Origin of the sequence: Bacillus spongiae, from assembly GCF_037120725.1 — a bacterium.
GTDB classification, from domain to species: Bacteria; Bacillota; Bacilli; order Bacillales; family Bacillaceae_K; genus Bacillus_CI; species Bacillus_CI spongiae.
Window position 1 is genome coordinate 70,277 of record NZ_JBBAXC010000009.1, and the last position, 26,327, is coordinate 96,603.

General features: G+C 35.9%; 28 protein-coding genes and 1 other annotated feature. Of the genes, 15 read left to right on the plus strand and 13 right to left on the minus strand.

Going from position 1 to position 26,327, the window contains the following annotated elements; translation table 11 throughout:
- The first annotated feature begins 150 nt into the window (after nucleotides 1–150).
- Nucleotides 151–510: a helix-turn-helix transcriptional regulator gene (locus tag WAK64_RS12015; RefSeq protein ID WP_336587221.1), complete on the plus strand. Its 360-nt coding sequence runs from the start codon at nucleotides 151–153 to the stop codon at nucleotides 508–510.
- Between the two features lie 220 nt (nucleotides 511–730).
- On the opposite strand, the gene WAK64_RS12020 is transcribed toward WAK64_RS12015, so the two are convergent.
- Both WAK64_RS12020 and WAK64_RS12025 read right to left on the minus strand, forming a co-directional pair.
- On the minus strand, nucleotides 731–1,903 hold the full coding sequence (locus WAK64_RS12020; RefSeq protein WP_336587222.1) for an aminotransferase: 1,173 nt from the start codon (nucleotides 1,901–1,903) through the stop codon (nucleotides 731–733).
- Entirely contained in the window at nucleotides 1,903–2,403 is a 501-nt protein-coding gene (locus tag WAK64_RS12025; RefSeq protein WP_336587223.1) for an Lrp/AsnC family transcriptional regulator, read from the minus strand. The genes WAK64_RS12020 and WAK64_RS12025 overlap by 1 nt, the downstream gene beginning before the upstream one ends.
- Before the next feature lie 171 nt (nucleotides 2,404–2,574).
- On the opposite strand from WAK64_RS12025, the gene WAK64_RS12030 reads away from it, so the two are divergent.
- Entirely contained in the window at nucleotides 2,575–3,399 is an 825-nt protein-coding gene (locus tag WAK64_RS12030; RefSeq protein ID WP_336587224.1) for an alpha/beta fold hydrolase, read from the plus strand.
- A gap of 106 nt (nucleotides 3,400–3,505) precedes the next feature.
- Here WAK64_RS12030 and WAK64_RS12035 read toward each other — a convergent pair whose 3' ends face one another.
- Nucleotides 3,506–3,766: a DUF1871 family protein gene (locus tag WAK64_RS12035; protein WP_336587225.1), complete on the minus strand. Its 261-nt coding sequence runs from the start codon at nucleotides 3,764–3,766 to the stop codon at nucleotides 3,506–3,508.
- Nucleotides 3,767–3,841: 75 nt separating this feature from the next.
- Here WAK64_RS12035 and WAK64_RS12040 point away from each other — a divergent pair, with 75 nt between their 5' ends.
- Nucleotides 3,842–4,996 (plus strand): MalY/PatB family protein, encoded by a 1,155-nt coding sequence (locus WAK64_RS12040; protein WP_336587226.1) that lies wholly within the window; start codon nucleotides 3,842–3,844, stop codon nucleotides 4,994–4,996.
- 132 nt (nucleotides 4,997–5,128) lie between these two features.
- Here WAK64_RS12040 and WAK64_RS12045 read toward each other — a convergent pair whose 3' ends face one another.
- The 3 genes from WAK64_RS12045 to WAK64_RS12055 form a co-directional block, all read right to left on the minus strand.
- Nucleotides 5,129–5,638, minus strand: a complete 510-nt coding sequence (locus WAK64_RS12045; RefSeq protein ID WP_336587342.1) for a superoxide dismutase family protein — start codon at nucleotides 5,636–5,638, stop codon at nucleotides 5,129–5,131.
- 227 nt (nucleotides 5,639–5,865) lie between these two features.
- Nucleotides 5,866–6,072, minus strand: a complete 207-nt coding sequence (locus WAK64_RS12050; protein ID WP_336587227.1) for a hypothetical protein — start codon at nucleotides 6,070–6,072, stop codon at nucleotides 5,866–5,868.
- Between the two features lie 173 nt (nucleotides 6,073–6,245).
- Nucleotides 6,246–6,980 (minus strand): peptidylprolyl isomerase, encoded by a 735-nt coding sequence (locus WAK64_RS12055; RefSeq protein ID WP_336587343.1) that lies wholly within the window; start codon nucleotides 6,978–6,980, stop codon nucleotides 6,246–6,248.
- 85 nt (nucleotides 6,981–7,065) lie between these two features.
- On the opposite strand from WAK64_RS12055, the gene kapB reads away from it, so the two are divergent.
- Nucleotides 7,066–7,464: a kinase-associated lipoprotein KapB gene (gene kapB, locus WAK64_RS12060; protein WP_336587228.1), complete on the plus strand. Its 399-nt coding sequence runs from the start codon at nucleotides 7,066–7,068 to the stop codon at nucleotides 7,462–7,464.
- Between the two features lie 272 nt (nucleotides 7,465–7,736).
- Here kapB and kapD read toward each other — a convergent pair whose 3' ends face one another.
- Nucleotides 7,737–8,357 carry a 3'-5' exonuclease KapD gene (gene kapD / locus WAK64_RS12065; protein ID WP_336587229.1) on the minus strand — a complete coding sequence of 207 codons (621 nt, stop codon included), beginning with the start codon at nucleotides 8,355–8,357 and terminating at the stop codon, nucleotides 7,737–7,739.
- 275 nt (nucleotides 8,358–8,632) lie between these two features.
- Here kapD and WAK64_RS12070 point away from each other — a divergent pair, with 275 nt between their 5' ends.
- Complete coding sequence (locus WAK64_RS12070) at nucleotides 8,633–10,483, plus strand: transglycosylase domain-containing protein (RefSeq protein WP_336587230.1); 1,851 nt, start codon at nucleotides 8,633–8,635, stop codon at nucleotides 10,481–10,483.
- 103 nt (nucleotides 10,484–10,586) lie between these two features.
- On the opposite strand, the gene WAK64_RS12075 is transcribed toward WAK64_RS12070, so the two are convergent.
- The gene (locus WAK64_RS12075; RefSeq protein ID WP_336587231.1) at nucleotides 10,587–11,162 is read right to left on the minus strand and encodes a DUF5366 family protein; all 576 of its coding nucleotides are present in this window, start codon (nucleotides 11,160–11,162) and stop codon (nucleotides 10,587–10,589) included.
- Between the two features lie 160 nt (nucleotides 11,163–11,322).
- Nucleotides 11,323–11,529, minus strand: coding sequence for a hypothetical protein (locus WAK64_RS12080; RefSeq protein ID WP_336587232.1), 207 nt, complete (start codon nucleotides 11,527–11,529; stop codon nucleotides 11,323–11,325).
- Between the two features lie 309 nt (nucleotides 11,530–11,838).
- On the opposite strand from WAK64_RS12080, the gene WAK64_RS12085 reads away from it, so the two are divergent.
- Genes WAK64_RS12085 through mnhG form a run of 7 tightly spaced genes read left to right on the plus strand, consistent with a single transcriptional unit; the run spans nucleotide 11,839 to nucleotide 17,594 of the window.
- Nucleotides 11,839–14,226 (plus strand): Na+/H+ antiporter subunit A, encoded by a 2,388-nt coding sequence (locus WAK64_RS12085; protein WP_336587233.1) that lies wholly within the window; start codon nucleotides 11,839–11,841, stop codon nucleotides 14,224–14,226.
- Nucleotides 14,223–14,645, plus strand: coding sequence for a Na(+)/H(+) antiporter subunit B (locus tag WAK64_RS12090; RefSeq protein ID WP_336587234.1), 423 nt, complete (start codon nucleotides 14,223–14,225; stop codon nucleotides 14,643–14,645). The genes WAK64_RS12085 and WAK64_RS12090 overlap by 4 nt, the downstream gene beginning before the upstream one ends.
- Nucleotides 14,645–14,989: a Na(+)/H(+) antiporter subunit C gene (locus WAK64_RS12095; RefSeq protein ID WP_336587235.1), complete on the plus strand. Its 345-nt coding sequence runs from the start codon at nucleotides 14,645–14,647 to the stop codon at nucleotides 14,987–14,989. Before WAK64_RS12090 ends, WAK64_RS12095 begins: the two co-directional genes overlap by 1 nt.
- Nucleotides 14,982–16,463, plus strand: coding sequence for a Na+/H+ antiporter subunit D (locus WAK64_RS12100; protein ID WP_336587236.1), 1,482 nt, complete (start codon nucleotides 14,982–14,984; stop codon nucleotides 16,461–16,463). The genes WAK64_RS12095 and WAK64_RS12100 overlap by 8 nt, the downstream gene beginning before the upstream one ends.
- 6 nt (nucleotides 16,464–16,469) lie before the next feature.
- Complete coding sequence (locus tag WAK64_RS12105) at nucleotides 16,470–16,946, plus strand: Na+/H+ antiporter subunit E (protein WP_336587237.1); 477 nt, start codon at nucleotides 16,470–16,472, stop codon at nucleotides 16,944–16,946.
- Complete coding sequence (locus tag WAK64_RS12110; RefSeq protein WP_336587238.1) at nucleotides 16,946–17,233, plus strand: Na(+)/H(+) antiporter subunit F1; 288 nt, start codon at nucleotides 16,946–16,948, stop codon at nucleotides 17,231–17,233. Before WAK64_RS12105 ends, WAK64_RS12110 begins: the two co-directional genes overlap by 1 nt.
- The gene (gene mnhG, locus WAK64_RS12115; RefSeq protein WP_419465941.1) at nucleotides 17,214–17,594 is read left to right on the plus strand and encodes a monovalent cation/H(+) antiporter subunit G; all 381 of its coding nucleotides are present in this window, start codon (nucleotides 17,214–17,216) and stop codon (nucleotides 17,592–17,594) included. The genes WAK64_RS12110 and mnhG overlap by 20 nt, the downstream gene beginning before the upstream one ends.
- 156 nt (nucleotides 17,595–17,750) lie before the next feature.
- Here the strand turns inward: mnhG and WAK64_RS12120 are convergent, their stop codons facing one another.
- On the minus strand, nucleotides 17,751–18,746 hold the full coding sequence (locus WAK64_RS12120; RefSeq protein WP_336587239.1) for a tryptophan--tRNA ligase: 996 nt from the start codon (nucleotides 18,744–18,746) through the stop codon (nucleotides 17,751–17,753).
- 49 nt (nucleotides 18,747–18,795) lie between these two features.
- Nucleotides 18,796–19,040 (minus strand) — a binding site (T-box leader).
- A 909-nt stretch (nucleotides 19,041–19,949) separates the two neighbouring features.
- On the opposite strand from WAK64_RS12120, the gene WAK64_RS12125 reads away from it, so the two are divergent.
- Entirely contained in the window at nucleotides 19,950–20,501 is a 552-nt protein-coding gene (locus tag WAK64_RS12125) for a 2'-5' RNA ligase family protein (RefSeq protein ID WP_336587240.1), read from the plus strand.
- Nucleotides 20,502–21,045: 544 nt separating this feature from the next.
- Here WAK64_RS12125 and WAK64_RS12130 read toward each other — a convergent pair.
- Nucleotides 21,046–21,408, minus strand: a complete 363-nt coding sequence (locus tag WAK64_RS12130; RefSeq protein WP_336587241.1) for a VOC family protein — start codon at nucleotides 21,406–21,408, stop codon at nucleotides 21,046–21,048.
- 379 nt (nucleotides 21,409–21,787) lie between these two features.
- Here WAK64_RS12130 and WAK64_RS12135 point away from each other — a divergent pair, with 379 nt between their 5' ends.
- Entirely contained in the window at nucleotides 21,788–22,762 is a 975-nt protein-coding gene (locus WAK64_RS12135) for an alpha/beta hydrolase (protein WP_336587242.1), read from the plus strand.
- 295 nt (nucleotides 22,763–23,057) lie between these two features.
- Here WAK64_RS12135 and WAK64_RS12140 read toward each other — a convergent pair whose 3' ends face one another.
- Both WAK64_RS12140 and WAK64_RS12145 read right to left on the minus strand, forming a co-directional pair.
- The gene (locus WAK64_RS12140) at nucleotides 23,058–24,494 is read right to left on the minus strand and encodes an NAD-dependent succinate-semialdehyde dehydrogenase (protein ID WP_336587243.1); all 1,437 of its coding nucleotides are present in this window, start codon (nucleotides 24,492–24,494) and stop codon (nucleotides 23,058–23,060) included.
- 130 nt (nucleotides 24,495–24,624) lie between these two features.
- Nucleotides 24,625–25,287 (minus strand): type 1 glutamine amidotransferase domain-containing protein, encoded by a 663-nt coding sequence (locus WAK64_RS12145; RefSeq protein WP_336587244.1) that lies wholly within the window; start codon nucleotides 25,285–25,287, stop codon nucleotides 24,625–24,627.
- A 152-nt stretch (nucleotides 25,288–25,439) separates the two neighbouring features.
- Here WAK64_RS12145 and WAK64_RS12150 point away from each other — a divergent pair, with 152 nt between their 5' ends.
- Nucleotides 25,440–26,285 (plus strand): LysR family transcriptional regulator, encoded by an 846-nt coding sequence (locus WAK64_RS12150; protein WP_336587245.1) that lies wholly within the window; start codon nucleotides 25,440–25,442, stop codon nucleotides 26,283–26,285.
- The last annotated feature ends 42 nt before the right edge of the window (nucleotides 26,286–26,327 follow it).

Sequence of the window (26,327 nt, forward strand, 5' to 3'; positions counted from 1 at the left end):
ATAAATGTAATTTTATGATAAAAATATTTTCCAAACAGTTTCTTATTTTAAATTGAAAAATGTAAAAAAATGTTCATAGTGTAAAAGGAATTTAGAATAAATATAGTGTACAATAAAGGTATGTAAAACGTTTTCAATGGAGGGGATGGAATGTCTCACAAGTTTGGTGAACATTTAAAGATGTATCGTGAACAATGCAAGATGACTCAACAAGAGTTGGCTCTAAAAGCACGTCTTGGAACAAAAACGATTGAGAAATACGAGAATGGGGAACAGCTCCCAGACACACCTACCATTTTAAAACTATCAACCGTTTTAGACGTACCCGCTTCGGAACTATTAGAAATAGAGACAACAAATATTTCTGGGATTGATGCAGAAATCGAGCAATTAATACTTGAAATTGGTACAAAAAAAGCAAAGCTGATTTTAAGAAAAGCAAAAGAGTTCTCAGAAGAAGACTTTCTTCGTGTCATGCAAATGCTTTATGATTTAAAATATAACCAATAACCAGCTGTATTGCTGGTTTTTTTTATGAGAAGCCAAACTTTAAAAGAAAAAGGGGTTATCACTAAATCTGACACCCCTTCTTTCCTGTAGAGAAAGTACATTATTTTTCAAAAATGATCATCTGAATGTATAAAAGATAGCCAATTGGGTATCCTTGTACTAAGCTTTCTTAAGTATTCCCCCTTTATTGGACGATTGAACAATCGTCCTCTTTTTTTTGCTATTTTGAATATTTCTCCATAAAGGATGACATGCGCCTGATTGCTTCCTGAAGCTGATTCATAGAAGAAGCATAAGAACAGCGAATATGCCCTTCGCCACTCTTTCCAAATACATCTCCCGGAACAACTGCCACCCTTTCCTCCATTAGGAGTCGCTCGGCAAATTCCGCTGAGGTTAATCCCGTTTCTTTAATTGACGGAAAACTATAAAAGGCACCACCAGGTACATGACAGCTTAATCCGATATCATTACAAGATGCAACAAAATAATTTCGCCTTTGGCGATAGCTTCTCTTCATTTCATCCAGATCTTTAATTCCTTCTCGCAGTGCTTCAATCGCTGCATATTGCGCTGATGTTGGCGCACACATCATACTATATTGATGAATTTTCAACATCGCTTCAGTAAGAAAAGCTGGGGCACAAATAAACCCGAGACGCCATCCAGTCATCGCAAAGCCTTTTGAGAAACCATTTATTACTATCGTTCTTTCTTTCATGTCCGCTAAGGACGCAATACAAATATGCTCTTCCTCATAAACAAGCTCAGCATAAATTTCATCTGATATAACAAGTAGATCCTCTTCTTTAATTATTGGTAACAATTGCTCATAGTCGCTTTTATTCATTACAGTTCCCGTCGGATTATTAGGAGAACAAAGTAAGATCGCCTTCGTTTTATTTGTGATAGCAGCTTTCAGTTCTTCTGGTTGTAACACAAATTCATTGTCTGCTTTTGCTTGAATTCGAACGGGAATACCTCCCGAAAGGATGACAAGCGGTGCATAAGAAACAAAGCTCGGTTCTACGATAATGACTTCATCACCTGGATTAAGGATAGATCGAAAGGCCAAATCAAGTGCTTGACTGGCTCCAACCGTAACAATAATCTCTTCCTCTTCTTTATATTGAACATCAAAACGATCGTTCATATATGTAGCTATTTCATTACGCAGCTCAAGTAAACCGGCATTGGCTGTATAAGATGTATATCCCTTTTCTAACGAATTGATAGCAGCTTCTCTAATGCCCCATGAGGTGACAAAGTCCGGTTCACCTACCCCAAGAGATATGACCCCTTTCATGCTATTTGCTAAGTCAAAAAACTTACGAATTCCTGATGGAGCTAATTCTTCTACGGTGTGTGATAAATACGAACGGGATGCTTTCATTAAGGTGACACCACCATACGAAGATCTTCATCGCCGTCTTCTAATATCGTTCCATCATGCTTATATTTTTTTAAATAAAAATGAGTCATTGTCGAAACGACGGAATCCAGTGTGGATAACTTTTGAGAGACAAAATTCCCAACCTCATTCATTGATTTCCCTTCAACTGTCACAGATAAATCATAGGCTCCAGACATTAAGTAAAGTGATTTCACCTCTGGAAAGCGATAAATTCTTTGTGCAATTTCATCAAAACCTACTCCTCTTTTAGGCGTAACCTTCACATCGATCATCGCTGTTACCCCTTCATGCTCTTCCACCTTTGACCAATTCACTAACGCCGAACATCGAACTAATATATGTTGATCACTTAATTTCTGAATCATGTCTCCTACATCTTTAACGGAAGACCCCATCATTTTAGCGATTAATTCATTTGACAGACGAGCATCGTTTTCTAATATTTTTAGTAATTCAATTTCTTTATTTGTACACTTCATTTTTTTCCCTCTTTCATGATATTCACCCTATTATTATACTGAATTTTATTGGTTTTTCTCAATGTTCTCATCCCATTAGAAAATAATTCCTAATCGGTTCTTCAAGAGTTATTTTGATTAAAGCGGAGAAAATACAACTATTACAACAAAAATTTAGAGGAGCTAATAAGGATGATAGAACAAACGACAGTAAAGGCCCATATTAACGGAATAGATGTTTATTATGAATATCATCCACAATCTCTTTCAGATGAGACATTCGTTTTGCTTCATGGGTTTCTCTCTTCTACTTTTAGCTTTCGACGATTAACTCCCCTTTTAAAGAAGCATTACAACGTACTAGTGATTGATCTTCCTCCATTCGGAAAAAGTGGGAAGTCTGTTCGCTTTCGTTATTCATACGAAAACTTAGGGAAAACGGTTCTCCATCTTTTAGAAAAACTACAGCTGACTAATGTATATGTTGCTGGCCATTCAATGGGTGGTCAAATAGCCTTAAACATGATGAAATTACGACCAGAAATAGTTGAAAAGGGTATTCTTCTATGTAGTTCTGGCTATCTTAATCGTGCACGTAGATCCCTTTCAATGCTTAGTTATGCCCCATTTTTTCACTTATACGTGAAGTACTGGTTAAAGCGTACAGGAATACGACGAAATTTAGAGAATGTTCTCCACGATAGTGAAATGATTGATGATGACATGATATCCGGTTATTTAACGCCATTTTTAGATAAAAAAATATTTCGAGCACTAACCAGAATGATTCGTGACAGAGAAGGAGATTTACCAGAACATGTCCTGCACAACATTCACACCCCTTGTCTACTCATTTGGGGAGACCATGATCGCGTTGTTCCACTTAATGTTGGCATCCGGTTAAATAAAGATTTACCGAATGCTACTATTGTGGTGTTAGAGAAAACAGGTCATTTAGTCCCTGAAGAAAAGCCTGATGAAGTTTTACACCATATACAACAATTTGTCGTTACGTAAAAAGACAGCCACCTATTCGGTGCTGTCTTTTCTGTCACTAATTATACCACTCTTGATGACTTACCTTCCTTATTCTCGTAACATTCGCAATAGGTTGCTCTACATATTAATACGAGCAAGAAGCTAAGTTTTTAATTTGTAGCATTTTCTCAGCGATGACGTGACACTCCTGCATCGGGATCCATTCCTCAAAGGAAAATTCATAAATCGCCTGGATCTCACCTGCTAATATATTTGCTTTATCATTGTCGTGTACTGCTTGTACAACATCAGCAATTTCTGTATCATAGCCTTCAGGACCTACTCTAAATGGATCCCACTTCTTTAATAATTCAACGAGCTGTCTATTCACCTGAGAGACATTCATAATATCACCTAATTACACTTTAGTTTGTATTCCTATCTTATCATAATATGAGAAAAAGCAAAGGATGGATGAATAGTGGAAAATTTTGATCGTATTATTAATCGTAAAGCAACCGCTTCTGTCAAATGGGACATGGCTGAATCCATTTTTGGAGAACGTGACCTTTTACCCCTATGGGTGGCAGATATGGACTTTGAAGCCCCATTACCAGTTAAGGAAGCACTTAATAAACGAGTTCAACACGGCATATATGGATACAGTTATCCTACTACTGAAGTAAAATCTTCCATTACAAATTGGTTTAAATCAAGACATAGCTGGTCTTTTTCACAAGATGCGATTCTCTATAGCCCCGGAGTCGTTCCTTCAATTGCAACAGCCATTCAATCCTTAACTGAAAAAGGAGACCGTATTTTAATTCAAACTCCTGTTTATTACCCATTTTTTCAGCTCATTCAAGAAAATGATCGTAAAGTTGTAGATTGTCCGCTTGTCATTCAGAACGATCAATATCACATTGACTTTGATGCATTTGAAGAATGTTTAAAACAAGGAGTCAAGCTCTTCTTATTTTGCAGCCCTCATAATCCAGTTGGACGTGTATGGACGAACGAAGAACAAACAAAAATTGCCGATCTATGCAAAGCCTATAATGTCATCATCATTTCTGATGAAATTCATTGTGATCTCGTCTATTCTCCACATACACACATACCTATTGCTAAAGCAAATCAAGACCATGTTATTACACTAACTGCACCAAGTAAAACTTTCAATATTGCAGGTTTACAATCTGCCCTTATGATTATTGAAAATCAACAGCTAAGAGTAAAGATAGAAAATAGTCAAAAAAAACAAGGGTTCTTTACTGTTAATGCCCTTGGACTTGTCGCGATGGAGGCTGCTTATCGTGATGGAGCGCAATGGGTTGATGAACTTCTCGCTTACTTAGAAAAGAATAAGAAGTTCGTTTCCTCGTACTTAGTCCAGCATCTCCCTAACGTAAAAATGATTGATGCACAAGGGACATTTTTACTTTGGCTAGACTTTAGAGAGACGGGTTTTCATGAGGAAGAAGTGAATAAACGATTGTTATCCAAGGGAAAAATTGCTTTAGAACGAGGAAGTAAATATGGAGATGCAGGAGCAGGCTTTTTCCGATTAAATATTGGATGTTCCCGCGATCAGTTAGAAACCGCCATGCACAAAATGAAGCAAGCACTACAATAAAGAATGTGTACCTGTTTTGTAACACCCCCTCCCTGCTTCTTCATGACCTAGTCCTAACAGATCCCATTCAGGGGATTATAAAAAAGGTTGAATGGAGTCTCGCCTATTCAACCTTTTTCTATGCTGTGAGTTCTATTTCTTCTTCTCTTTTCCTTCTTTCATTATTTCTCCGCATGCAACTCTAATTCCAGCATCACCCGCTGGTTGACTTTTTCCATCATCTAAGGTTTCGTGAATAATAATTGACGTTCCTTCTTTCGTAAAAAGAGAGCTTTTCCCTTTCTTTAGCGTCACTTGGGAAGTCATTATATCTACTTTTACACTTCCATCCTCACCAACAGATAAATTGGGAAGGTCGCCTGCATGCGCTCCCTCTTGGTTCATTAAACCATGCTGTTTTTCCTCAGGGTTAAAATGTTCTCCAGCCGATGTGAAGTCTGGCGCTTCACAAACTCCTTTATCATGAAAGTGTATGCCATGCTCTCCTGGCGATAGTCCTTCTACATCTACTTTAACCATTAGCCCTTCCGCCTGCTCTTCCAAGGAGATAGTGCCAATCGAGTCCCCGTCTGCATTTTTCATATCTACTTTTATTTTCTTTACATCCGAATACACACATGCTGAAAGCAATAGGCAAGCCATCACGATGATTATGTACACTCTCTGTCTATTCAAAGGGATCCCCTCCACAAACACATAGTATGTATGCAGTGTGCCCCGATAAGTCCATTATTATTCGTCAACTCCAACATATCCCTTTTATAGAATAAGGGAGGGGAAGCTATCTAATTTAGAGACTAACCTAAATACAAAACAAGCAGAAAAATAATCCCTGCTTGTTTTGTATTAAGTTAGAACGATATTACGGCTCACTTTTCTTTTGATTGTCGTTCTTCCATAATGCTTTTTTCTAGCTCTTTCGTTTGTAATTCCTGACGCTTAGAAACTTTAATAAACAGCCTAAAGGTTAAAATGGCAATAACGGTAAATATAGCCATCGTTATTCCTGCTGGAATATATTCTGATTTATCCTCTGGGAAATATAAAAATAAATTAAACGCAAAATCTGAAAGCATAAGCTCCTCCTTTCAGTGGGAATGTTAAATGACATAATATATAAAACCATAAAAAATAATCAGCATAGACGTTAAACATTATTATATCAATTTTCCTTCATCGCTTCTATTTATGTCTATGAAAATTACGTGAATAATGAACGAACACTAAAAAAGGTATTTCAAGCTTTTCATTATTCGATTACCATCATTTTCTCAATCACAACATTATTAGCTGGCTTGGATTGCGAATCAACTTCCACAGCCGCTATCTTATCCACAACATCCATCCCTTCAATTACATATCCAAATACAGAATGCTTATAATCCAGGTGTGGAGTACCGCCATTTTCTATATACTTTGTAACAATTTCAGTTGGATAACCTGCCTTTTCTATCGCTTCTTTCGTTTGTGAATTTATTTCTGCGTTTTGGACTATAAAGAATTGACTACCATTCGTATTAGACCGACCTTCATTTGCCATAGACAGCGCTCCACGAACGTGGAATAATTGGGAATTTAATTCGTCTTCAAATGATTCGCCATAAATACTTTCGCCACCTGTGCCATCTCCTTTAGGATCGCCACCTTGAATCATGAAGTCCTGTATCACTCGATGAAATGTTAATCCATCATAATAGCCATTCTTACTATGAGTTACAAAGTTCTCTACCGTTTTCGGTGCAAGCTCTGGAAATAGTTTTAATTTAATAGTTCCTTTGCTCGTTTTCATTTCAACAAGTATTTCATTTTCTTGAACTTCATTCGTCAATTGAGGAAAAAACTTGTCGACATCTCCTTCAACTGTTATTTTTTGCTTAGCCACTTCCCCCTTACTACTCTCCTCTTGTTGCTTCGAAATTCCACACCCAGTAAGAAATAGAATGATCAGACTAAAGCTTGCTATCGTATAAATCCAAGATTTCATCATCTTCCCTCCGACTTGTATAATAAAGAATTCATTTCTTCTTTTTTGTATAATTGCATTATAATGCATGAAAGGGGAAAAACCTATGACACAATTAAAAGCAAATGATTTTGTAATTGGGATATATAAGACAGGAAAATATATTGGAGAATTGGTTAGTGAAAATGAAACAACATTCGTAGTGAAAATTTTAGCCGTGTTAAAACATCCCATTCAAGGAGACCTACATCACCCGAAACAAGTCGACCAAGGCTTCTTTCATGAGCGCAAAGCTCTTTCATTTGGTGAGAAAGCAAATATCCCTAAAATAATGGTTAAGCCATATGAAGGAGAGGTTCCTCCCTATACAGAGTCTTTACAAACAACATTCCTTGATCTTTTAATGACTTTACGAGAAGAAAATAGTGCTTTTGCTACAAGAAGCATAGCTGCTTTAGAAAGCATAAAACGAGAATATGAGCTTATGTATGCAATCAAAATATAGTCTATATCGAAGGTCATGGATCCGTTAAAGAGTACGATAGCATTAACTAGAGTATTCACTATTTGTAGGACCGGTTTTTATTTAATATACAAATGTATGCAAATTCAAGCCTAAAAATAAGCATTCCTCTTGGCTAATTTTGTTAAAGGGTTTAACTATCATAACAGACACTTGATCTCTTCTATTCATCATGAAGAGATCAAGGTGCAATCAACTCTTTCGTTTATGTTTAAAAAGAAAATAACCTTCTCTTTTCAAAAAGAAGAAGGTTATCATGCTAACAGGTTATACAGTTTCGATAAATCCACTCTATCTCCAATTGTTGGTGGAGATGCTTTTTGAAGATACTGTTTATCCTTTTCAACAAGCTTATAAATATGATAAGTGGTTAAGGCATCATCTAACGCTTTATGATGCTTGCCAATTCCATCTTTTCCGTATTCCTCCACAGCTTTCCATAACCCCGTTTGATTACGGTCACCAAAAAATCGTTTATACTCCATCGATAGATCAACATATTCTCCTTGAAGAGGGTATGATAATTTTGCTTGTTGGCAATTATTTCTTAACACTTTAATATCCATATTTCCCCAAGTGATTATTTTATTTTGACTAGTACCATCATTTATTTCTTTTAAATAATTTACTAATTCATGAAAGGGCATTCCATCATCGACATTCTCTTGTTTTATATGAAGAAACTTCTTACACCTCTGCGTTAGTTTAGGAAACGCCATCGGTTTTACATATGAAGAAAATTGTTTTTCAATATTTCCATTTCGTATTAAAACGATACCTGCTTCAATAATTTCAGGATAAAAATTCCTCGGTGAATTTTTACCTTCTGGCATCGAGAATTCAAAGTCCATAAAAATCAATTGACGTTCTTTCACGCTTCTCCCCCCTCACTCTTCATCTGTTTCCAAATTAGTTCGCTACTACTATTATATCACGTTACACAAATAAATTATGACTATTCAAAAAATTCATTTTTTCATTCCATTATTAAATATGAGAAAAAAGATATAGTTCTTCCATCAGATTTCTCACAACTATACTTTTAGACTAATTCTTTATTCTTAATGACTTTTCCCTTATGATGGTAAAGAACAAAACCTTATGAACATACAGAAAACTTAAGACTAACGTAAAGAGATGTGAATTACTTTTGAGGTCATTAACTGGTTATAGTTTCATTGCCTTCCTTCTCCCAGCTTTTCTTCTCCTTCTTTATTTTACTGATGAAGAAGCAAGTAAAGCGAAGAGCTTCCAACAACAAATGGATTCCATTATAAATGATAAAGATATTAACTTATCCATTACGAGTGTGATGCTCGATCATAATGGGCAGGTTTTCTCTGAGTTAAATAAGCCTTATCGTTCTTTTGCTCCAAGCGAAGAAATCCCTATCTTTCTCAAAGACTTATTAATCTATTCCGAGGATCAAAATTTTTACGAGCATATTGGATTTGATGCTGGGGCCATTTTAAGAGCTTTAGTGAAGAATTTAGTCTTTACACATATTCAACAAGGTGGAAGTACTATCACCCAGCAACTCGCAAGAAACCTATATTTAGATCAGGAAAAAACTTATAATCGAAAATTAACTGAACTGTTTTATGCTTATGAATTAGAACAGAAATATTCAAAAGATGAAATCTTAGAACTTTATTTAAATGTCATTTACTTTAGTAACGGAATATACGGAGCGCAATCTGCTGCCGAACATTACTTTCAAAAAACGTTGAATGAGTTATCGAGGAGCGAATTAGCCTTTATAGCGTCCATTCCAAATAACCCGAATAAATATGACCCAATTAAACATTTTGAAGAAACAAAGAAGCGGCAGGAACGGTTACTAGATTCTCTCGTACTGGCAAAGAAATTATCTCAAGAAGAGGCCTATTCATTAAAGAAAGAAAAGATTCACCTCAATTTGCGAAAACATGAAAATCTCTATCCTGATTATGCCGTTTATGTAGAAGAAGAATTAAAACAATTAATTAGCCAGCAAGAAGGGTTTTCAGTGCGAATTGAGCAAGCTCAGTCAGAGGAAGAAAAGGAATGGATTTCTGAATTACTGTCGGAGCGTGTTGACCAAGTGATCGCTTCAGGAGTTGTGCTCCATACAAACCTAGATCCGGCAATGCAAGAGAAAACCATTGCAGCTGTCAAAAAACATTTACCCTACAATCAAGTAGAAGGAGCAGCAGTCGTTATCGATAATGCAACGAGGCAAATTATTGCCATGTCAGGGGGAAAAGAATATAAAAAATATTATTTTCATAGAGCTTTTCAAGCATTTCGCCAACCGGGTTCTTCTATAAAGCCTCTCCTTGTATACGGTCCGTACATCGAAAGGTTTGACCCATCTATTTACGAGAGTGTAAATTCTAACACCTATTGTATTAACGGTTATTGTCCTACTAACTATGGAAATGTACAATATGGCATGGTAAGTCTTCAAACCGCTTTTGCACGCTCGCTTAATTCTCCAGCCATTCGCTTAGTTGAAAAGGTCGGGCTTGATGAAGCCTTTAGTTACTTGAACCCCTTTTCCTTCGACAGAGTGGAAAAGAAAGATAAAACCTATGCAGCTGCTATTGGTGGATTTACTAATGGAATGAGCCCTCTTGAAATGACAAGATCTTATTCAAGCTTTATTGATGGGAGGTATATTGAACCACACGCCTTAGAAAAGGTTGTCGATGATCAGGGAAATATTCTTTATGAATGGAATACATCTGAAAAAGAACTTTGGTCATCAGGGACAGTTAAAAAGATTCGTACCCTACTTCATTCATCAGCAGTTAATGGAACCGGCAGACCTGCTTACGTCTCAAAGCCTTACGTTGGAATTAAAACCGGTACAACAAACCAATACTTTGACTATTGGACAGTAGGTCTAACAAACGACTTCACAACAGGGGTTTGGGTTGGACATGATATACCTAAAAACATGAAAACAATTGAAAACAACCGTCCAAGTCATTTAATTTGGCGAGATATAATGAAATAACTTTCGAATGAAAAGAGAGTGAAATGGCCCCACCATTTCACTCTCTTTCTTCTATTTTCCACAATAAATGGATTATATTCAGTAACTAACACTGTATTATTCATTAAATATTCACTTGGGAAATAATCGGTAAACTAGACATTACTCCATTGTATAGCTTCAACGCCGCTAAGATAATGATAGTAAATAAGATACTCCAGATTGAAACTTGGAATAAAACAATTCCCAGCACTCCCCCCCTAGATAAAGAAGGTGTAATTCTATAAACAAACATGACAAAATAGCTAAAGGACGATAGGATAAAAATCGTCAATAACCCAATAATGGATTTCACACTCAAAATGGACAAGAAAGCTCCTAGCAAATAAATAGTGGACAAGGAGCGAACTTTTTGTAGCGCTTCTCCACTAGAATCTTTTGAAAAAAAAAGCAAACTAATTTCATTAATCGTCTCTGCTATTAATTTTAAAGCGGCAAAGACCATAAAAAAACCGGCCATTAGCAGAATTAAAACAAATAGCTTAAGTTGTATATCCGATAAAAACTCTCTCATTCCAGCATAAATACCAATTCCTTTAAAAAGTGCTACAAACACCTCCGCACCGAATACTGCAAATGTTAAACTAAACATTAAAATTGAAAATAGAGGAAAATATCCCGTTAAGTATGTATTTTTCATGTAGTCTCCGTCTCTCCTAAAATCAACGTTCTTGAAACCATCTTATCGCTTTCTGCCCTTAAATTAAAGGATAAAATAGGAAGGATAGAAGAAGGAAAAACAAATAATGGAATTACGCTATAAGCTCTAACACAAAAAAATAAGGCGGGGGTTCCCCACCTTATTGTACAAATCGAATATACTCTCTAGAGCCAAATGGAATTGGTTCAATAACAGGTTCTGCATCCTGAAAAGTAGATATGGGGGTTACCCCTTGTTTCTCTAAATAATTTAGCCTTTTCTTCTCTATAACCGATTCATGTCCACACCATGCCATCCCAAACAAAAGACTAAATAAGGAAGCAGAAAAACACACTTTCCTTTTCACTCGCAATCACCACCTACTTTTAAGATGGCCTTTTCCCCCTTTTTTATACCTCAAATTGAAAAGGGTGTTTTTTCAATTATCCTTTTTAGAAAAATTTTTTTATTAAATGATGCACTTTCTACTTATTTAATAGCAGTTAAAACACCTTTAGATAAAAGACTTAATCACATGCACCTGCTCTTCTTTTGCGTTATAATGCTTGTATGGTCATTAGTAGGCTGTAGGAATTTATCATGTAAATAAGGAAATGCTGATAAAAAGGATCTATACGAACTGACATTTTATTTATGCCTTTAGGGGGGTTTTTTATTGTCTATACTTCATTTTGCCATCATCTCGCCCTTTTTGATGGCTATATTGATACCAATTTTTTATTTTCTTTTTAAGAAAGTTCATACTGGCTGGTTTGCGCTAATTTTGCCTGTCACTTTATTTGGGTATTTCTTACAATACATTCCCGTAACAGAAGGGGGAAATATAGTTAAAAAAACGGCTGAATGGATGCCTTCATTGGGAATTAACTTCGTTGCCTATGTTGATGGGCTAGGGATTCTCTTTGCCTTATTAATTACGGGAATTGGCTCACTTGTAGTGCTTTATTCGATCTATTATTTAGAAGTCGGCAAAGAAGCATTACATAATTTCTACGTATATTTGTTACTCTTTATGGGAGCAATGCTTGGACTTGTCTTATCAGATAACTTAATGGTCCTATATATGTTTTGGGAATTTACTTCAATATCATCCTTTTTATTAATTGGTTATTGGTATCACCGTGAGCGCTCTCGCTACGGTGCTCAAAAATCACTGCTTATTACGGTATTTGGTGGTTTATCGATGCTTTGTGGGTTTATTCTTTTATCCATTATGGGGGATACATTTAGTATTCGTGAACTCATTGCCCAATCAGATGAACTGTTTACAAATCCATTATTTACACCTGCACTCATCCTTGTACTAATAGGTGCCTTTACGAAATCAGCTCAGTTTCCTTTTCACATTTGGCTTCCTGATGCTATGGAAGCACCAACACCCGTCAGCGCTTACCTTCACTCTGCTACTATGGTAAAGGCTGGAATTTATCTTGTTGCTCGTTTGAGTCCAATTTTTTCTCAATCTGGTATTTGGCTATGGCTTATTGGAGGAATAGGGTTACTCACACTCTTTTGGGGATCATTTAACGCTGTAAAGCAAACGGATTTAAAAAGTATCCTTGCCTTCTCTACAGTCAGCCAGCTAGGATTAATCATGTCATTATTAGGGGTAGGGGCAGCGGCTCAACATTATGGCTATGAAAAATATTACCTTATCGCGACACTTGCTGCAGTATTTCATTTAATCAACCACGCAACCTTTAAAGGAAGTTTATTTATGGTTGCAGGGATTGTCGACCACGAAACGGGTACTAGAGATATCCGAAAGCTTGGTGGGTTAATGAGCTTTATGCCCATTACCTTTACTATTGCCATAATTGGAACATTCTCCATGGCAGGTCTCCCACCTTTTAATGGGTTTCTAAGTAAAGAGATGTTCTTCACTGCCATGGTGAAAGTGTTAGAGATGGATATTTACAATTTAGAAACATGGGGAGTGTTATTCCCTGTTATTGCTTGGACTGCCAGTGTATTTACGTTTTTGTATAGTATGAGGCTACTATTTAAAACATTTACTGGGAAATTACAACCTGAAAAACTAAAAACACAACCTCATGAAGCACCTTTTGGTATGTTGGTTTCTCCAATCGTCCTTGCTTCACTTGTTATCATTTTTGGTTTCTTCCCAAATTTACTGTCTCATTCAATTATTAAACCAGCGGTGGAAGCTATCATACCAGGAGTTAACGAATTAGAGGTTCATATTTCCTTTTGGCATGGATTTACACCTGAGCTCTTTATGACAATTGGCGTAATATTAGGAGGTATCCTATTATATGCCACTTTCCCGAAATGGAAAAAACTCTTTGAACGTCTACCAGAAAAGCTATCATTTAATTTTCTGTACGACCACGGAATCGTTTCATTAGAGCGAGGCGCTTATAAAACATCAAGAACAGTGATGAATGGGTTTATTCGCACTTACCTAGTGTATATCTTCTCCTTCTTCATTGGAATTCTACTATTTACGCTATGGTTTAAAGACGCATTTGTGTTTTCTACCGACAAAATAGCACCAATTGGTGTGTATGAATTAGTTCTCGCCATAGTACTTATTATCGGAACCATTACGATTTTATTTGCTAAATCCCGTTTGACAGCGATTATTTCTCTTGGTGCTGTTGGATATACGGTCTCCCTATTTTATGTATTGTTTCGTGCACCTGACTTAGCATTGACACAACTTGTTATTGAGACGATTTCAGTCGCGTTATTCTTATTGTGCTTTTACCACTTACCGCGTCTCAGTCGCCATGAAGAACATATGCGCTTTAAATTAGGAAATGCATTGATCTCTATAGGAGTGGGAGTTGTCGTTACCTTAATTTCGATTTCTTCTCACAGCCAAAAGTTTTTCGATTCCATTTCACAATATTATATTGATAGTGCTTATAAAGAAGCCGGTGGAAAGAACTTGGTCAACGTCATTTTAGTTGATTTTCGTGGGTTTGATACATTGTTCGAAATTTGTGTACTAGCCATTGCGGCACTTGGAATTTTCTCAATGATAAAACTTCGTTTAACAAGGAGGAAAGAAGGATGAAAACAAATGATGTCATTTTACAAACTGTAACAACCGTTGCCGCCTTTATGATTATTTTGTTTTCCATTCAACTATTCTTCGCAGGCCATTATTATCCTGGTGGAGGTTTTATTGGTGGATTAATGACGGCTGGCGCTTTGGTGCTATTATTGCTCGCTTTCGACATTAAAACTGTAGCGTGTATATTACCCATAGATTATAAAATCTTAACAGCGATTGGATTATTATTTTCCGTTGGGACAGGAGCAGGCGCTCTCTTATTTGATGTCCCTTTCTTAACACATGCGTTTAATGATTTTTATCTCCCATTGCTTGGTAAACAATCTCTTCATACAGCAGTCCTCTTCGATATAGGTGTATACCTTGTCGTAATCGGTGTCACCATGACCATTATTCAAACGATTGGAGAGAGCGATTAATGGAAATATTAATGTCTATCGTCATTGGCTTTTTATTCATGAGTGCAGTTTATTTAATTCTGTCAAAAAGCCTATTAAGAATTATTATAGGAACAGGACTTTTAAGCCATGGCGCCCATCTTTTAATCTTAACGATGGGTGGGTTAAAAAGTGATGGTGCTGCTCCTCTGCTTGGAGAGTATGCGAAATCCTATGTTGACCCCTTACCACAAGCCCTTATATTAACTGCTATCGTCATAAGCTTTGGGGTTACTTCCTTCTTTTTAGTACTTGCTTATCGAGCCTATCAAGAAATAGGAACAGACAATATGGAACAAATGAGAGGAAACGAAGGAAATGACTAATTTATTAATTTTACCTATCCTCATCCCTCTTTTAACAGCAATATCTCTAATGTTTTTTAGAAAGTGGGTTGGGGTGCAAAAATGGATATCCTTACTTTCAACGTTAGGAACTGTTATCGCATCCATTATTTTATTAAACACTGTATATACCGAGGGGATTCAAACCGTGAACCTTGGAAGCTGGACAGCTCCCTTTGGAATCACATTAGTTTCAGATCCCATTTCTGCATTACTAGTCACGACCACCAGCATCATTACGTTACTCGTACTGGTTTACTCTTTTAAATCGATAGGTGAGTCAAGAGAGAAATTCTACTTCTACCCTGTCGTCCAATTTTTATTAGTGGGTGTCGTTGGTGCGTTTACAACTGGAGATATCTTTAATCTATTTGTATTTTTCGAAGTGATGTTAATGGCTTCTTATGTGCTACTCGTCCTTGGTGGTACTCAAATTCAATTGCGAGAATCGATTAAATATATTTTAGTAAACGTGATCTCATCTGCATTGTTTGTTGTGGCCGTTGCTTATCTTTACTCAGTTGTAGGAACACTAAATATGGCTCAAATCGGTGAACGAATTGCAGCAATTAATCAACCTGGCATCATTACGGTTATTGCTGTGTTATTTTTAATCGTATTCGGCCTAAAGGGTGCTATTTTTCCGCTTTATTATTGGCTTCCGGGCTCTTACTTTGCACCACCAATACCTGTATTAGCGCTATTCGGTGCATTATTAACGAAAGTCGGAGTATACTCTATCTTACGTACTTACACTTTGTTTTTTAATCTTGATACAGAGTTTACTCATACTTTATTAATGGGACTTGCTCTCCTTACCATCTTGGTAGGTATTGTCGGAGCAATTGCTTATTGGGACGTTAAGAAAATTATTATTTATAACATCATTATCGCCGTTGGAGTCATTCTCTTTGGGGTTTCCGTGAATAATGAGTTTTCACTTCAAGGTTCGGTGTATTACTTGATTCATGACATGCTGATTAAAGCTTCCTTATTTTTACTTATTGGTGTGATGATTAAAATAAGTGGAACGAGTAATTTAAGACAAATGGGTGGAATGTTGAAGCACTTCCCTCTTCTTGGCTGGACATTTTTCATTGCAACCTTGTCTTTAGCTGGTATTCCACCGTTTAGTGGATTTGTAGGTAAGTTATTGATCATTAAAGGAGCATTAATAGCTGAGCACTATATTGGAGCAGGTATAATCTTACTTTCAAGCTTGTTTGTTCTCTATTCTGTAATGAAAATCTTTATGAATGGCTTTTGGGGAGAGCCTCAAGAATGTAAAGTGGAAAATAAAACTACTGTTCATTACTTATGGGCGCCAGGAGCTATACTCGTGTTGCTTGCTGTAGTGTACGGCTTTAGTGCAGATTACATTCGCCCAATAATGATTCAAGCAACGGATGTATTAATGGATCCTCAAATCTATATACAAGCCGTTTTAAAGGAGTAGTGTCACATGTCCTTACAAATTTTATTAAATTTCACACTTGCCTTTTTATGGATGTTCCTAACTGTTTCATTTACAGCTGATACATTTTTAGTTGGGTTTATCCTAGGAATAATCATTATCTTTTCGTTTCGCCGCTTTTTTCCATCGAGATTTTATTTAGTTCGATTCATTGCCATCGTCCAACTTGGCTATATTTTCTTAATTGAACTACTCAAGTCAAATATCTCTGTGTTAAAAACGATTTTAAAACCAAAACTAGATATTAAACCTGGCATTTTCGCTTATCCGACCCAATTAAAGAGTGATTGGGAAATAACCATATTGGCGAACTTAATTACGCTAACACCGGGTACACTCGTCATGGATGTTTCACTTGATAATAAAATTCTTTATGTTCATGCGATTGATGTGGATGATGTAGATGATGCCATAGACAGTATTCGAAACACATTTGAGAAGGCCATCATGGAGGTGACTCGATAATGCTTGAAGTGATTATTCAAATTTCTTTAATTGCTGTCTCACTCTCCATGCTTGGTTTAATATATCGTGTAGTGAAAGGTCCTTCTATTCCCGACCGAGTCGTTGCGCTAGATGCTATTGGCATTAACTTAGTCGCTTTCGTAGCCCTTATCTCTATGCTACTTGAGACTCACGCATTTTTAGAAGTGATTCTGCTTATCGGAATACTAGCCTTTATCGGAACAGTTGCCTTTTCTAAATTTTTAGAGAAAGGGGCGATTATTGAACGTGATCGAGACAATCATTAGTGTCTTCATTGGATTCTTTGTTATTGCTGGAGCTTTTCTGACCCTTGTTACTGCTTTTGGGGTTATTCGCTTACCTGATGTTTATACTAGAAACCATGCAGCATCAAAAAGCGCTACACTTGGTGTGATGTTCATTCTATTGGCTACTTTTTTGTATTTTTATATAACAGAAGATCATGTTAATACAAGAGTACTGTTAGGAATCTTTTTTATCTTTATTACAGCACCAGTAGCCGGACACTTGATTTCCCGTGCCGCCTACCATTCTGGTGTAAAGCTATGGGAAAAAAGCGTACGAGATGATTTGCAGTTCAAAGATAAATATGAACAAAACAATCAATCAGATAATATAAATTCGTGAATTACACCAAAGAAGGCATACGAAAAGCGTATGCCTTCTTTGGATATAATGGATATCCTTTTCTATAATTCTTCTCCAATAGAGCTATGGAATAGAACGAATGGTGTGAGTCATGGTTTGAATAACCATTGATGAATGCCTGCTATCCTTAATTTCTTAAATTACCCCTATTTTCCTTTTAATCTGTTTAAGAAAAGGAATACTAAGTCCTCTTGCCTTTTCGGCACCCTCTTGTAAAATATTATCGAGGGTTCCTGTAGATGCCATTAGCTCATTATATTTCTCCCTTGGCTCTTCAAGAAATCTATTCATCACCTTAAATAACTCTGCTTTCGCTTCTCCCCAACCGATACCATTTAAATATTGGTCTTTCATCTGCTGGGTTTCGCTAGGGGAAGCAAATTCTTTATACAACATAAAGATAATAGAAGTATGAGGATCTTTTGGTGCATCAGGAGGCAATGAATCCGTTTTAATTTTATTAATAAGTTTTTCTAATTTTTTTGGCTCTTCAAATATCGGTATTGTATTATTATAGCTTTTACTCATTTTGCGACCATCTAATCCAGGTAATATAGCCGTACTTTCCTGAATTTTATATTTTGGCAATCCGAATGTTTCCCCATAAGTATTATTGAAATTTTTTGCGATATCCCTAGCTATTTCAACATGTTGAACTTGATCCTTTCCAACTGGTACGATTTCTGTATTAAACATTAAAATATCTGCCGTCATTAAAATAGGGTAATTATAAATTCCCATGTTTACACCAAAATCAACATCTCTGTTATGCTGCTTATTACTATCAACGATTGATTTATAAGCGTGAGCTCTATTCATTAACCCTTTGGAAGCGAAGCAACTGAATATCCAATTTAACTCGAATATCTCGGGAACATCAGACTGTCTATAAAAGATGGTTTTATCAGCATCGAGACCTAAAGCTAACCAAGTTGCAGCGATTCCATATGATAGGTGTCGAAATTCTTTTGCATCATGGATTTTGGTTAGACCATGATAATCAGCAACAAAGTATGCTTGTTTATATTCTTGTATTTTTGCCAATTCTAAGGCAGGTTTTATCGCACCGATATAATTACCTAAATGAACTTGACCAGTGGGTTTAATTCCAGTTAAAATTGTTTTTTTCATATTAACCTCCAACTTCATGAAATATAAAAAGGGCTACTCAATCCTTAAAAACAAGGACGAGTAACCCGTGGTGCCACCTTTTTTCGTTTATCAAAATAAACGCACTTTATCCATACTGAAAAATAAATTCCAATACTTTGTCTTTTTTAACGGTAAGACTCTCCGCTAAACCTACTATTATTTCAGTCGAGTAGCTCAGAAGCCCATTCAACTATCGTTCCACACTGATTTCCACCAAACCATCAGTTCTCTGAAGCGGTCTAATAGCCTACTCTTCTTCTTCATCGCTGTTTTATTTTTTCTTAATTCTAAATTATGGATAGTAATTCGTCAAGAACTTGATGGGCAAGAAATGGAAAATTAATGATTTCTGCTGAAGTCATGAAAGCTTATGAACTTAAGCGACGACTATATGCAGTGATAGATGGTGAAAGTTCGGGTCAAAACCTAAATCATTACAGTGAGGCTTGCACGGAAACTCTCAAATTCAATAATGGTGGTTAATTATCCACTTATTATCCACAAAGTAAATTATTCTAAATCGAATACAACGTTCCGAAAGATTATGTGGAACAAAAGGATTGTTGTACATAGAGAATAATAAATTTACTAGACAAGTAAATACTCCTAACCATAGAAGAATTCAAATAAATTATTTTACGACCTTGGCTTAAACTTAGACAAGAAGAGAATTGACCTTCATACAAGATTATTGTTTCTGTATTTTCTAAAATTAAATTTTTGTTTATGTCTATTAAAAATAGATGATTTAGGAAAAAACTTAAAAAAGGAGTCATGTTTTTATTAGCGGATGCGATAATTGGGAACTATGTTTGAGGTTTTTGTTGATTTTTTGAGGTTCAATAAGTACACTGATTTTTTCCTAAAAGATCTAACAGAAGAAGAAATAAAGAAGAATATAAAATACCTTAGGGATTACAAATGTTTTCAAAATTAGAACACATAGATATTAGTTTACAATAAGAAAAATTGACATATTTAAAAAGATATCTTCCTTTTTTTGGTCTTTTTCTCTATGCATCAAGAGATTTCTCTACCTTTCATAGACTCACGAGGTTTCACCACTCTCACAAGAAAGACACAACCTATACGAAAACAACCTTTCTAGAGAATCCTATCATTTGTATGTTCTGAATTTTCTAGTAGAATTATTTTAACAAAACATAATAGGAGTGTAAAAAAATGAAAGTAGCGTATTTTATTGGCATTGTACCTCCAGAAGAATATATAGAGCGAATTGAATATTTTCAAAGGAAATGGAATACCCTATTAAGTGTTGAGCCTCATATCACTATAAAAGCTCAAGGGGGATTAACTCCAGATAAAAAGTGGATTGACAAAGTAAAAAAAGTAGGTGAGAATTTCAAACCTTTTCAGGTTTCATTAGATAAACCAAAGTATTTTGGAGATAACATATTATATTTAAGCGTTCACTCAACCAATTTATATAAATTACATCAATATTTGGTGCGAGAGATCTCACCATCAGAAGATTCAATACAACAGTATTTTGAACTTGATGACTTTGTCCCACACTTAACATTAGGCATAAAGCAGAGCATTGGTAATACTTCTGCTCGGTTGTCAAATGAAGTATTAACAGAAATGGAACAATGGGCCCATAAAGAATTGACACCTTACCCCAATTTTGAAGTGAATTTTATTAGAATTTATGAATTAAACATTGAAGAGCAACGATATGAAAAATATTTAGATATCCCTTTAAGCATTTGACTAATTAATATGAGACTTTTTCTTATAGGTTTCTTAACATTTGACCTTGTTCTATACTTAAATCTATGGCACGTTGAAATACATCCTTAAAGGATGGTTAGAAGTAACTGTGCCTAACAAAGCAGATGAGTGCATATAATCACCCATCTGCTTTGTATTAACAATACCTATTTCCATTTCCGTCTGGTACAACAACCATTTTCAGTTTTAATGTATAGCTCTTTACCATCTTATCTTTCCATGAGTAATTTTACAGACCTTTCGAAAACATACAAAAAAAGTTTTTATCGCTTTATATAATGGCCTTCTATAGAAATGAAACCAAACTCCCTTATGCGCTCAAGGTTTTACATCGTCCATATAAATGGATATGTGAAGTTTTTCAACGTCTTCTACCTTTATATTTAACTTATTTTTTGGCGGATTATGAAACAGCAAATACCCTATTAATGCTATTGTTGAACATTACTATTTACATAATAACATCTGCGGTATTACCATTGCGTTTTCATAAATGTACCTCAACGCTTTCTAGGAAAACGATTTACACCCGTTGAATCATCTCCACTCTGTTACCAAATGGATCTCTAAATTCAAAGCGTTTAAAGTTTGGTATCGGTACAGAATCTAATATGCTTATACCTATATCTGCTAACGTATTTTTCCAATACGAGATATCTTCTACTTCGTAAGCAATATGAGCTTTCGTATGCAATCGATTAAAACCATCTTCTGTTCCAATGTGAACATCCTTATTACCTACTTTAATCCAAAATCCTCCCCTTCCTTTGAGGGAGTCAGGTTTTTCAATTTCTGGAAGACCTAAAATATGACAATAGAACCTTCTTCCTTCTTCTTCAGCACCATTTGGAATCGTTATTTGAACATGATGTAATCCAATAATCATTGACAATCTCCCCCTTAGTAGAAATAAAATTAATACTAAATTCATTTTCATCAAATGATAGCACACCATTTCTATAAATTAAATTTCACATTTACTATCATAATAGATAAGAATTACTTATTACATAAATGATGAAACGTATATATTACCACCCTCCTTTAGGTCATCGCACTCATTCGTTTACAGCAGTAAAATTATCACCTAATAAATGACACCATTCTATATGTAATAAGAACATCCTATAGACATTCACTTATCACCCATTCCTAAAAGGCACTAAAGTAAAGATTTATTTTCATTTTCTGTAAACATTGACGGTTAGCTTGCTCCTTAAGTAGAATTTAAATGGGGCAATTTCATTTAAAGATGGAGGTGTAGTATGGAGCCAATTAATCAAAGTGAGCATCTAGTTGATCCTGAAATAAGGGGTATTATAGAGGCAATGGGTAGTATGAGTTTAACATCGGAAAATTATTTAGAAGTACGGAGACAAATGAAAGCGGTCTTCCCTTTGGATGTGACAGAACGATATGATGTGGAAATTGAAAACGTGTGGATTGATAATTTATTTGATGATTCTAAAATTAGGTTGGTCATTACAAAACCGAAAAATAAAACCCCTCATCTAAATCCACTAATTTATTCTGTTCATGGCGGTGGAATGATTGTTGGTAGTCCAGAATTAGATAATGAAAAGCATGCCTATTTAGCACATCACTATCATTTCATTGGTGTTTCTGTAGATTATCGTTTAGCCCCTGAATTTTCCCAACCTGCTCAATTGCATGATTGTTATTCAGGAATTAAATGGTGTATCGACAACGCTAAAGAATTAAATATTGATATTGGGAAAATAGCTGTTGCAGGTGAAAGTGCTGGAGCTGGATTAGCTGGTGGAATGGCATTATTTATCCGTGATCGTCAAGAATTTACGATCCATCATTTGCGGTTATCTGTACCGATGCTAGATGACCGTTCGACTACCAAAGAGGTTCATCCATTTAATGGTGAGTACTTTTTCAATGATGCCATCAATTATTTTGGATGGAAGTCTGTTCTTAAACAAGAGCCTGGAACTGAAGGAATCTCAGAATATTATTCCCCAGCAAGGGCTAAAACTTTGAAAGGCTTACCTAGCACCTATTTATGTGTAGGATCTATTGAACTATTTGCTGATGAGACATTGGATTTCGCAAAACGCTTAATGTATGACGGGGTACTTACAGAACTGCATGTCTATCCTGGATATCATCATTTAGGGTTAAACGTTCCAGATGCTTTTCATAGTAAAAAAGAGGCGGATAATAGCTTAAATGCCTTACTTAGAGCTTTAAAAATAGCCAAAAGTAAGTGATTGGATATTTTACAAACAAGCTGGTCTTTTCAAATGTAAGCCCTCTTTATACTTTAGTTGCCATTTGGCGGCTCTTTTTTTCATTTCACCTATATCCCGTTCTCTTTGTTCCTCCACAATTGCGCCCGACTCATAAAGATAAGGCCTTCCCTCCCTAAGAGAAGGACCCTATTTGAATAAATTCAACCTTCGATTAATCAGTAAATCTATAAAACTCAAAATATATACCATTGTATAAATAAAGAATACTCACAGCCTGCCTATCACCTGTCATTACCTTTTTCTGTTTGATTGTTTAGTTTTGGATGAATGACCCGATTGAAATATACTTTAGTTCTAAGTACTCTTCAATTCCAAAATAGCCTCCCTCTCTACCTAGACCACTTTCTTTATAACCACCAAAAGGGGCTTGCGCCGTAGAGGGGAGTCCATCATTTACACCCACTACCCCATATTCTAGATTATTCATAAATAATGCCGCTTCATTCATGTTATTTGTAAACACATAAGCAGCAAGGCCAAATGCACTATTATTCGCTCTATCCACTACCTCATCAATTGTCTTAAAAGAGGTGATAGGAGCTAATGGACCAAACGTTTCATCTTGCATACAGAGCATATCATCTGTCACATTTCCAATTACAGTAGGCTGAATAAAGTACCCCTTTTTCTCCATAGTTCTTTTTCCACCTGTTAAAATGGATGCACCTTTCTTTACAGCATCTTCAATATGATCCATTACTTTTGTTATAGCAGCTTCATTAATCAACGGTCCTATGTCAACATTATTGTTTAACCCATTTCCAATGGATAAACGTGAAACCTGTTCTATCAATCTATCTGTGAATCTTTCCATTATATCTTCATGAACATAAAAACGATTCGTTGCCACACATGCCTGACCTGCATTACGAAATTTTGATTGAATCGCTCCTTCAACTGCTTTCTCGATATCTGCATTCTTCATGACAATGAATGGCGCATGTCCACCTAATTCTAGGGATAATTTTTTCACTGTATCAGAAGCTTTTCTCATTAGTAGTTTTCCGACAGGAGTTGATCCTGTAAAGGTTAACTTTCTCACTCTTTTATCTTGTAACCAAACGTCCCCAATTTGTTTGGCATTACCTGTCACAATATTCAATACACCTTTTGGAAAATTGGCCCTTTCTGCTAATTGAATTAATTTTAAAGCAGTAAACGGAGTTTCTTCAGAGGGCTTTATTACGACTGTACACCCCGCTGCTAACGCTGGAGCAAGTTTTCTTGTAATCATGGCTGCTGGAAAATTCCAAGGTGTGATAGCTGCTACAACTCCTACTGGCTCCTTTTTTACAATAATATGTTTATTCACTGAAGAGGCTGGAATCGTATCGCCATAGTTTCGTTTTGCTTCCTCTGCATACCATAACACATAGTCATTTGCATATTGGACTTCTGCTAATGCTTCCTTTAATGGTTTCCCTTGCTCGATTGTCATAATCTGAGCTAACTCGTCTGTATGTTCTTTAATTAATTGATGCCATTGGTAAAGAAATTGACTTCTATCGTTAGCAGTCTTTTTTGACCATGGAACAAAAGCTTGTGAGGCAGCTTCAACAGCCAGAGTAGCTTCTGCCGTTCCACTGTTTGAAACCTCCCCTATCCTTTCTTTCGTTGCCGGGTTTATAACAGACATGACGTCTTTCGTTTCTACCCAATGACCGTTTATATAATTTTGTTTAATAAACATCTAGAACACTCCTTTACCTGTTATTTACCATAAAGACTTGTATTATCCCTCATCGATACTCTATCGACATAGAAAGCAGCTGAAACACAGAATCAACCCTTCTATGTGCCAGCTGCTTTTACGACTAAATTTATTTTAATACTTTTATTATTTCTTTAGCGATGATTCCTGATGATACAGGGTCACGACTCGTTATAATTTGATCATCTGCCCAGACCGCTAATTCAGGTGTATCTAATTCGCCCACATATGTCCCAACTTTGGCTAATTCTTGTTCTACACTATAAGGTAGGAATTCTAATACTTCTTTTGGTTCATAGGCATCCGGAAAGGCCGTTACCTTCTTCCCTTCTATGATGGATTTGCCATCTTCTCTATAAGTAAACGCTAGTACAGCAGGGGCATGACACTCTGCAGCAACAATTCCTTTATTATCATAGATTTCATTGATTAAGCGATGAGCATGTGGGTCATACGCTACATCGAACATAGGACCATGTCCACCCACAAACAATATGACATCATAATCCTCTCCGTGTAAGTCTGCTAAACGTAGAGTATCCTTCCAACGTCCAAGCTTTTCAAACTCTTTTGACTCACCATTCGGATCCCATTGCTCGGTTAAAGAAAACTGATCAACCTTTCCATCTCCGCCTTTAGGCGATGCAATTGTAACCTTATGACCCGCTTCTTCTAATGCGTTAAGTGGAACATGGAATTCCTCTGACCAATAACCTGTACGATATGATTTTACTGCTATTCCATTTGATATAACCATTAATACATTTGCCATGTCTATTCCTCCTAATAATGAAAATTACACATGTAACTTTATTTAAGTGTTAAAATTGTCTTCGCTACTTCTATAGGTTATCATCAATACTAAAGATTATGTTCTTCCATTATGTTAGATGGGAATAACGGAAAGTTATAAGGGTGAGAGAAATGAAAATGGAATGGTTAGAAGCCTTTCAAATAACGGCAGAGACGCAAAGCTTAACTAAATCAAGCGAACTATTACACATTAGTCAACCTGCTTTAAGTAAACAAATAAGAAATCTTGAAATTGACTTAGGTGTCAGTTTATTTATTCGATCCTCCACTGGTGTTCGATTAACTCCTGCCGGTGAAATTTTGTTAAAGGGCAGTAAAAATATACTAAAGGAAATCAATTCTGTCCGGAAAGAGATTAGTCTTAGTCAAGGAATAAGTAATATCACCATCGGGTCTTGGCCAAGTATAGCAACGTCATATCTTCCTCATAAATTTGCAAAGCAAGAGCTTAAAGATAGATTTAAAATTAAAATCTCACATAGCTTTCTGGAATTATTATCAGGTTTAGAGAGTGGATTAATTGATGTTGCGTTATTTGATGATCGAGAAATCAAACATTCTTATTATTCAAAGTTTTTATTTTCAGAACCATTCTTTCTTTTTATCAATGCCCACCATCCTCTTTATACTAATCAATCCTCTATTTCCTTTCATGAAATCAAAGAGGAATCGTTTGTTGTTCTTCCTTCTACTTGCGATGCTAGAGTGTTGGTTGAAAAAGAATTTATTTCAAAAGGCGCTTCTTTAAAGGTCGCTTCTGAAATTGAATTTGGTCAAAGCATATTAGGATTTGTTGAAGCAAATCTTGGCATAACCATTCTTCCAGAAATTTTTATACAAAACACCTCCGAAAATGTTAAGGCCATCGCCATCAACGACTTTAATATATCACGTGATGTTTCTCTAATAGCAAATGACGAAACGCTCGGAAAAAAAGTCGCTGCAATGTTACAATAACGATTTTTTTATTTTTTTGAAATGAGCTCAACTAGATAAACA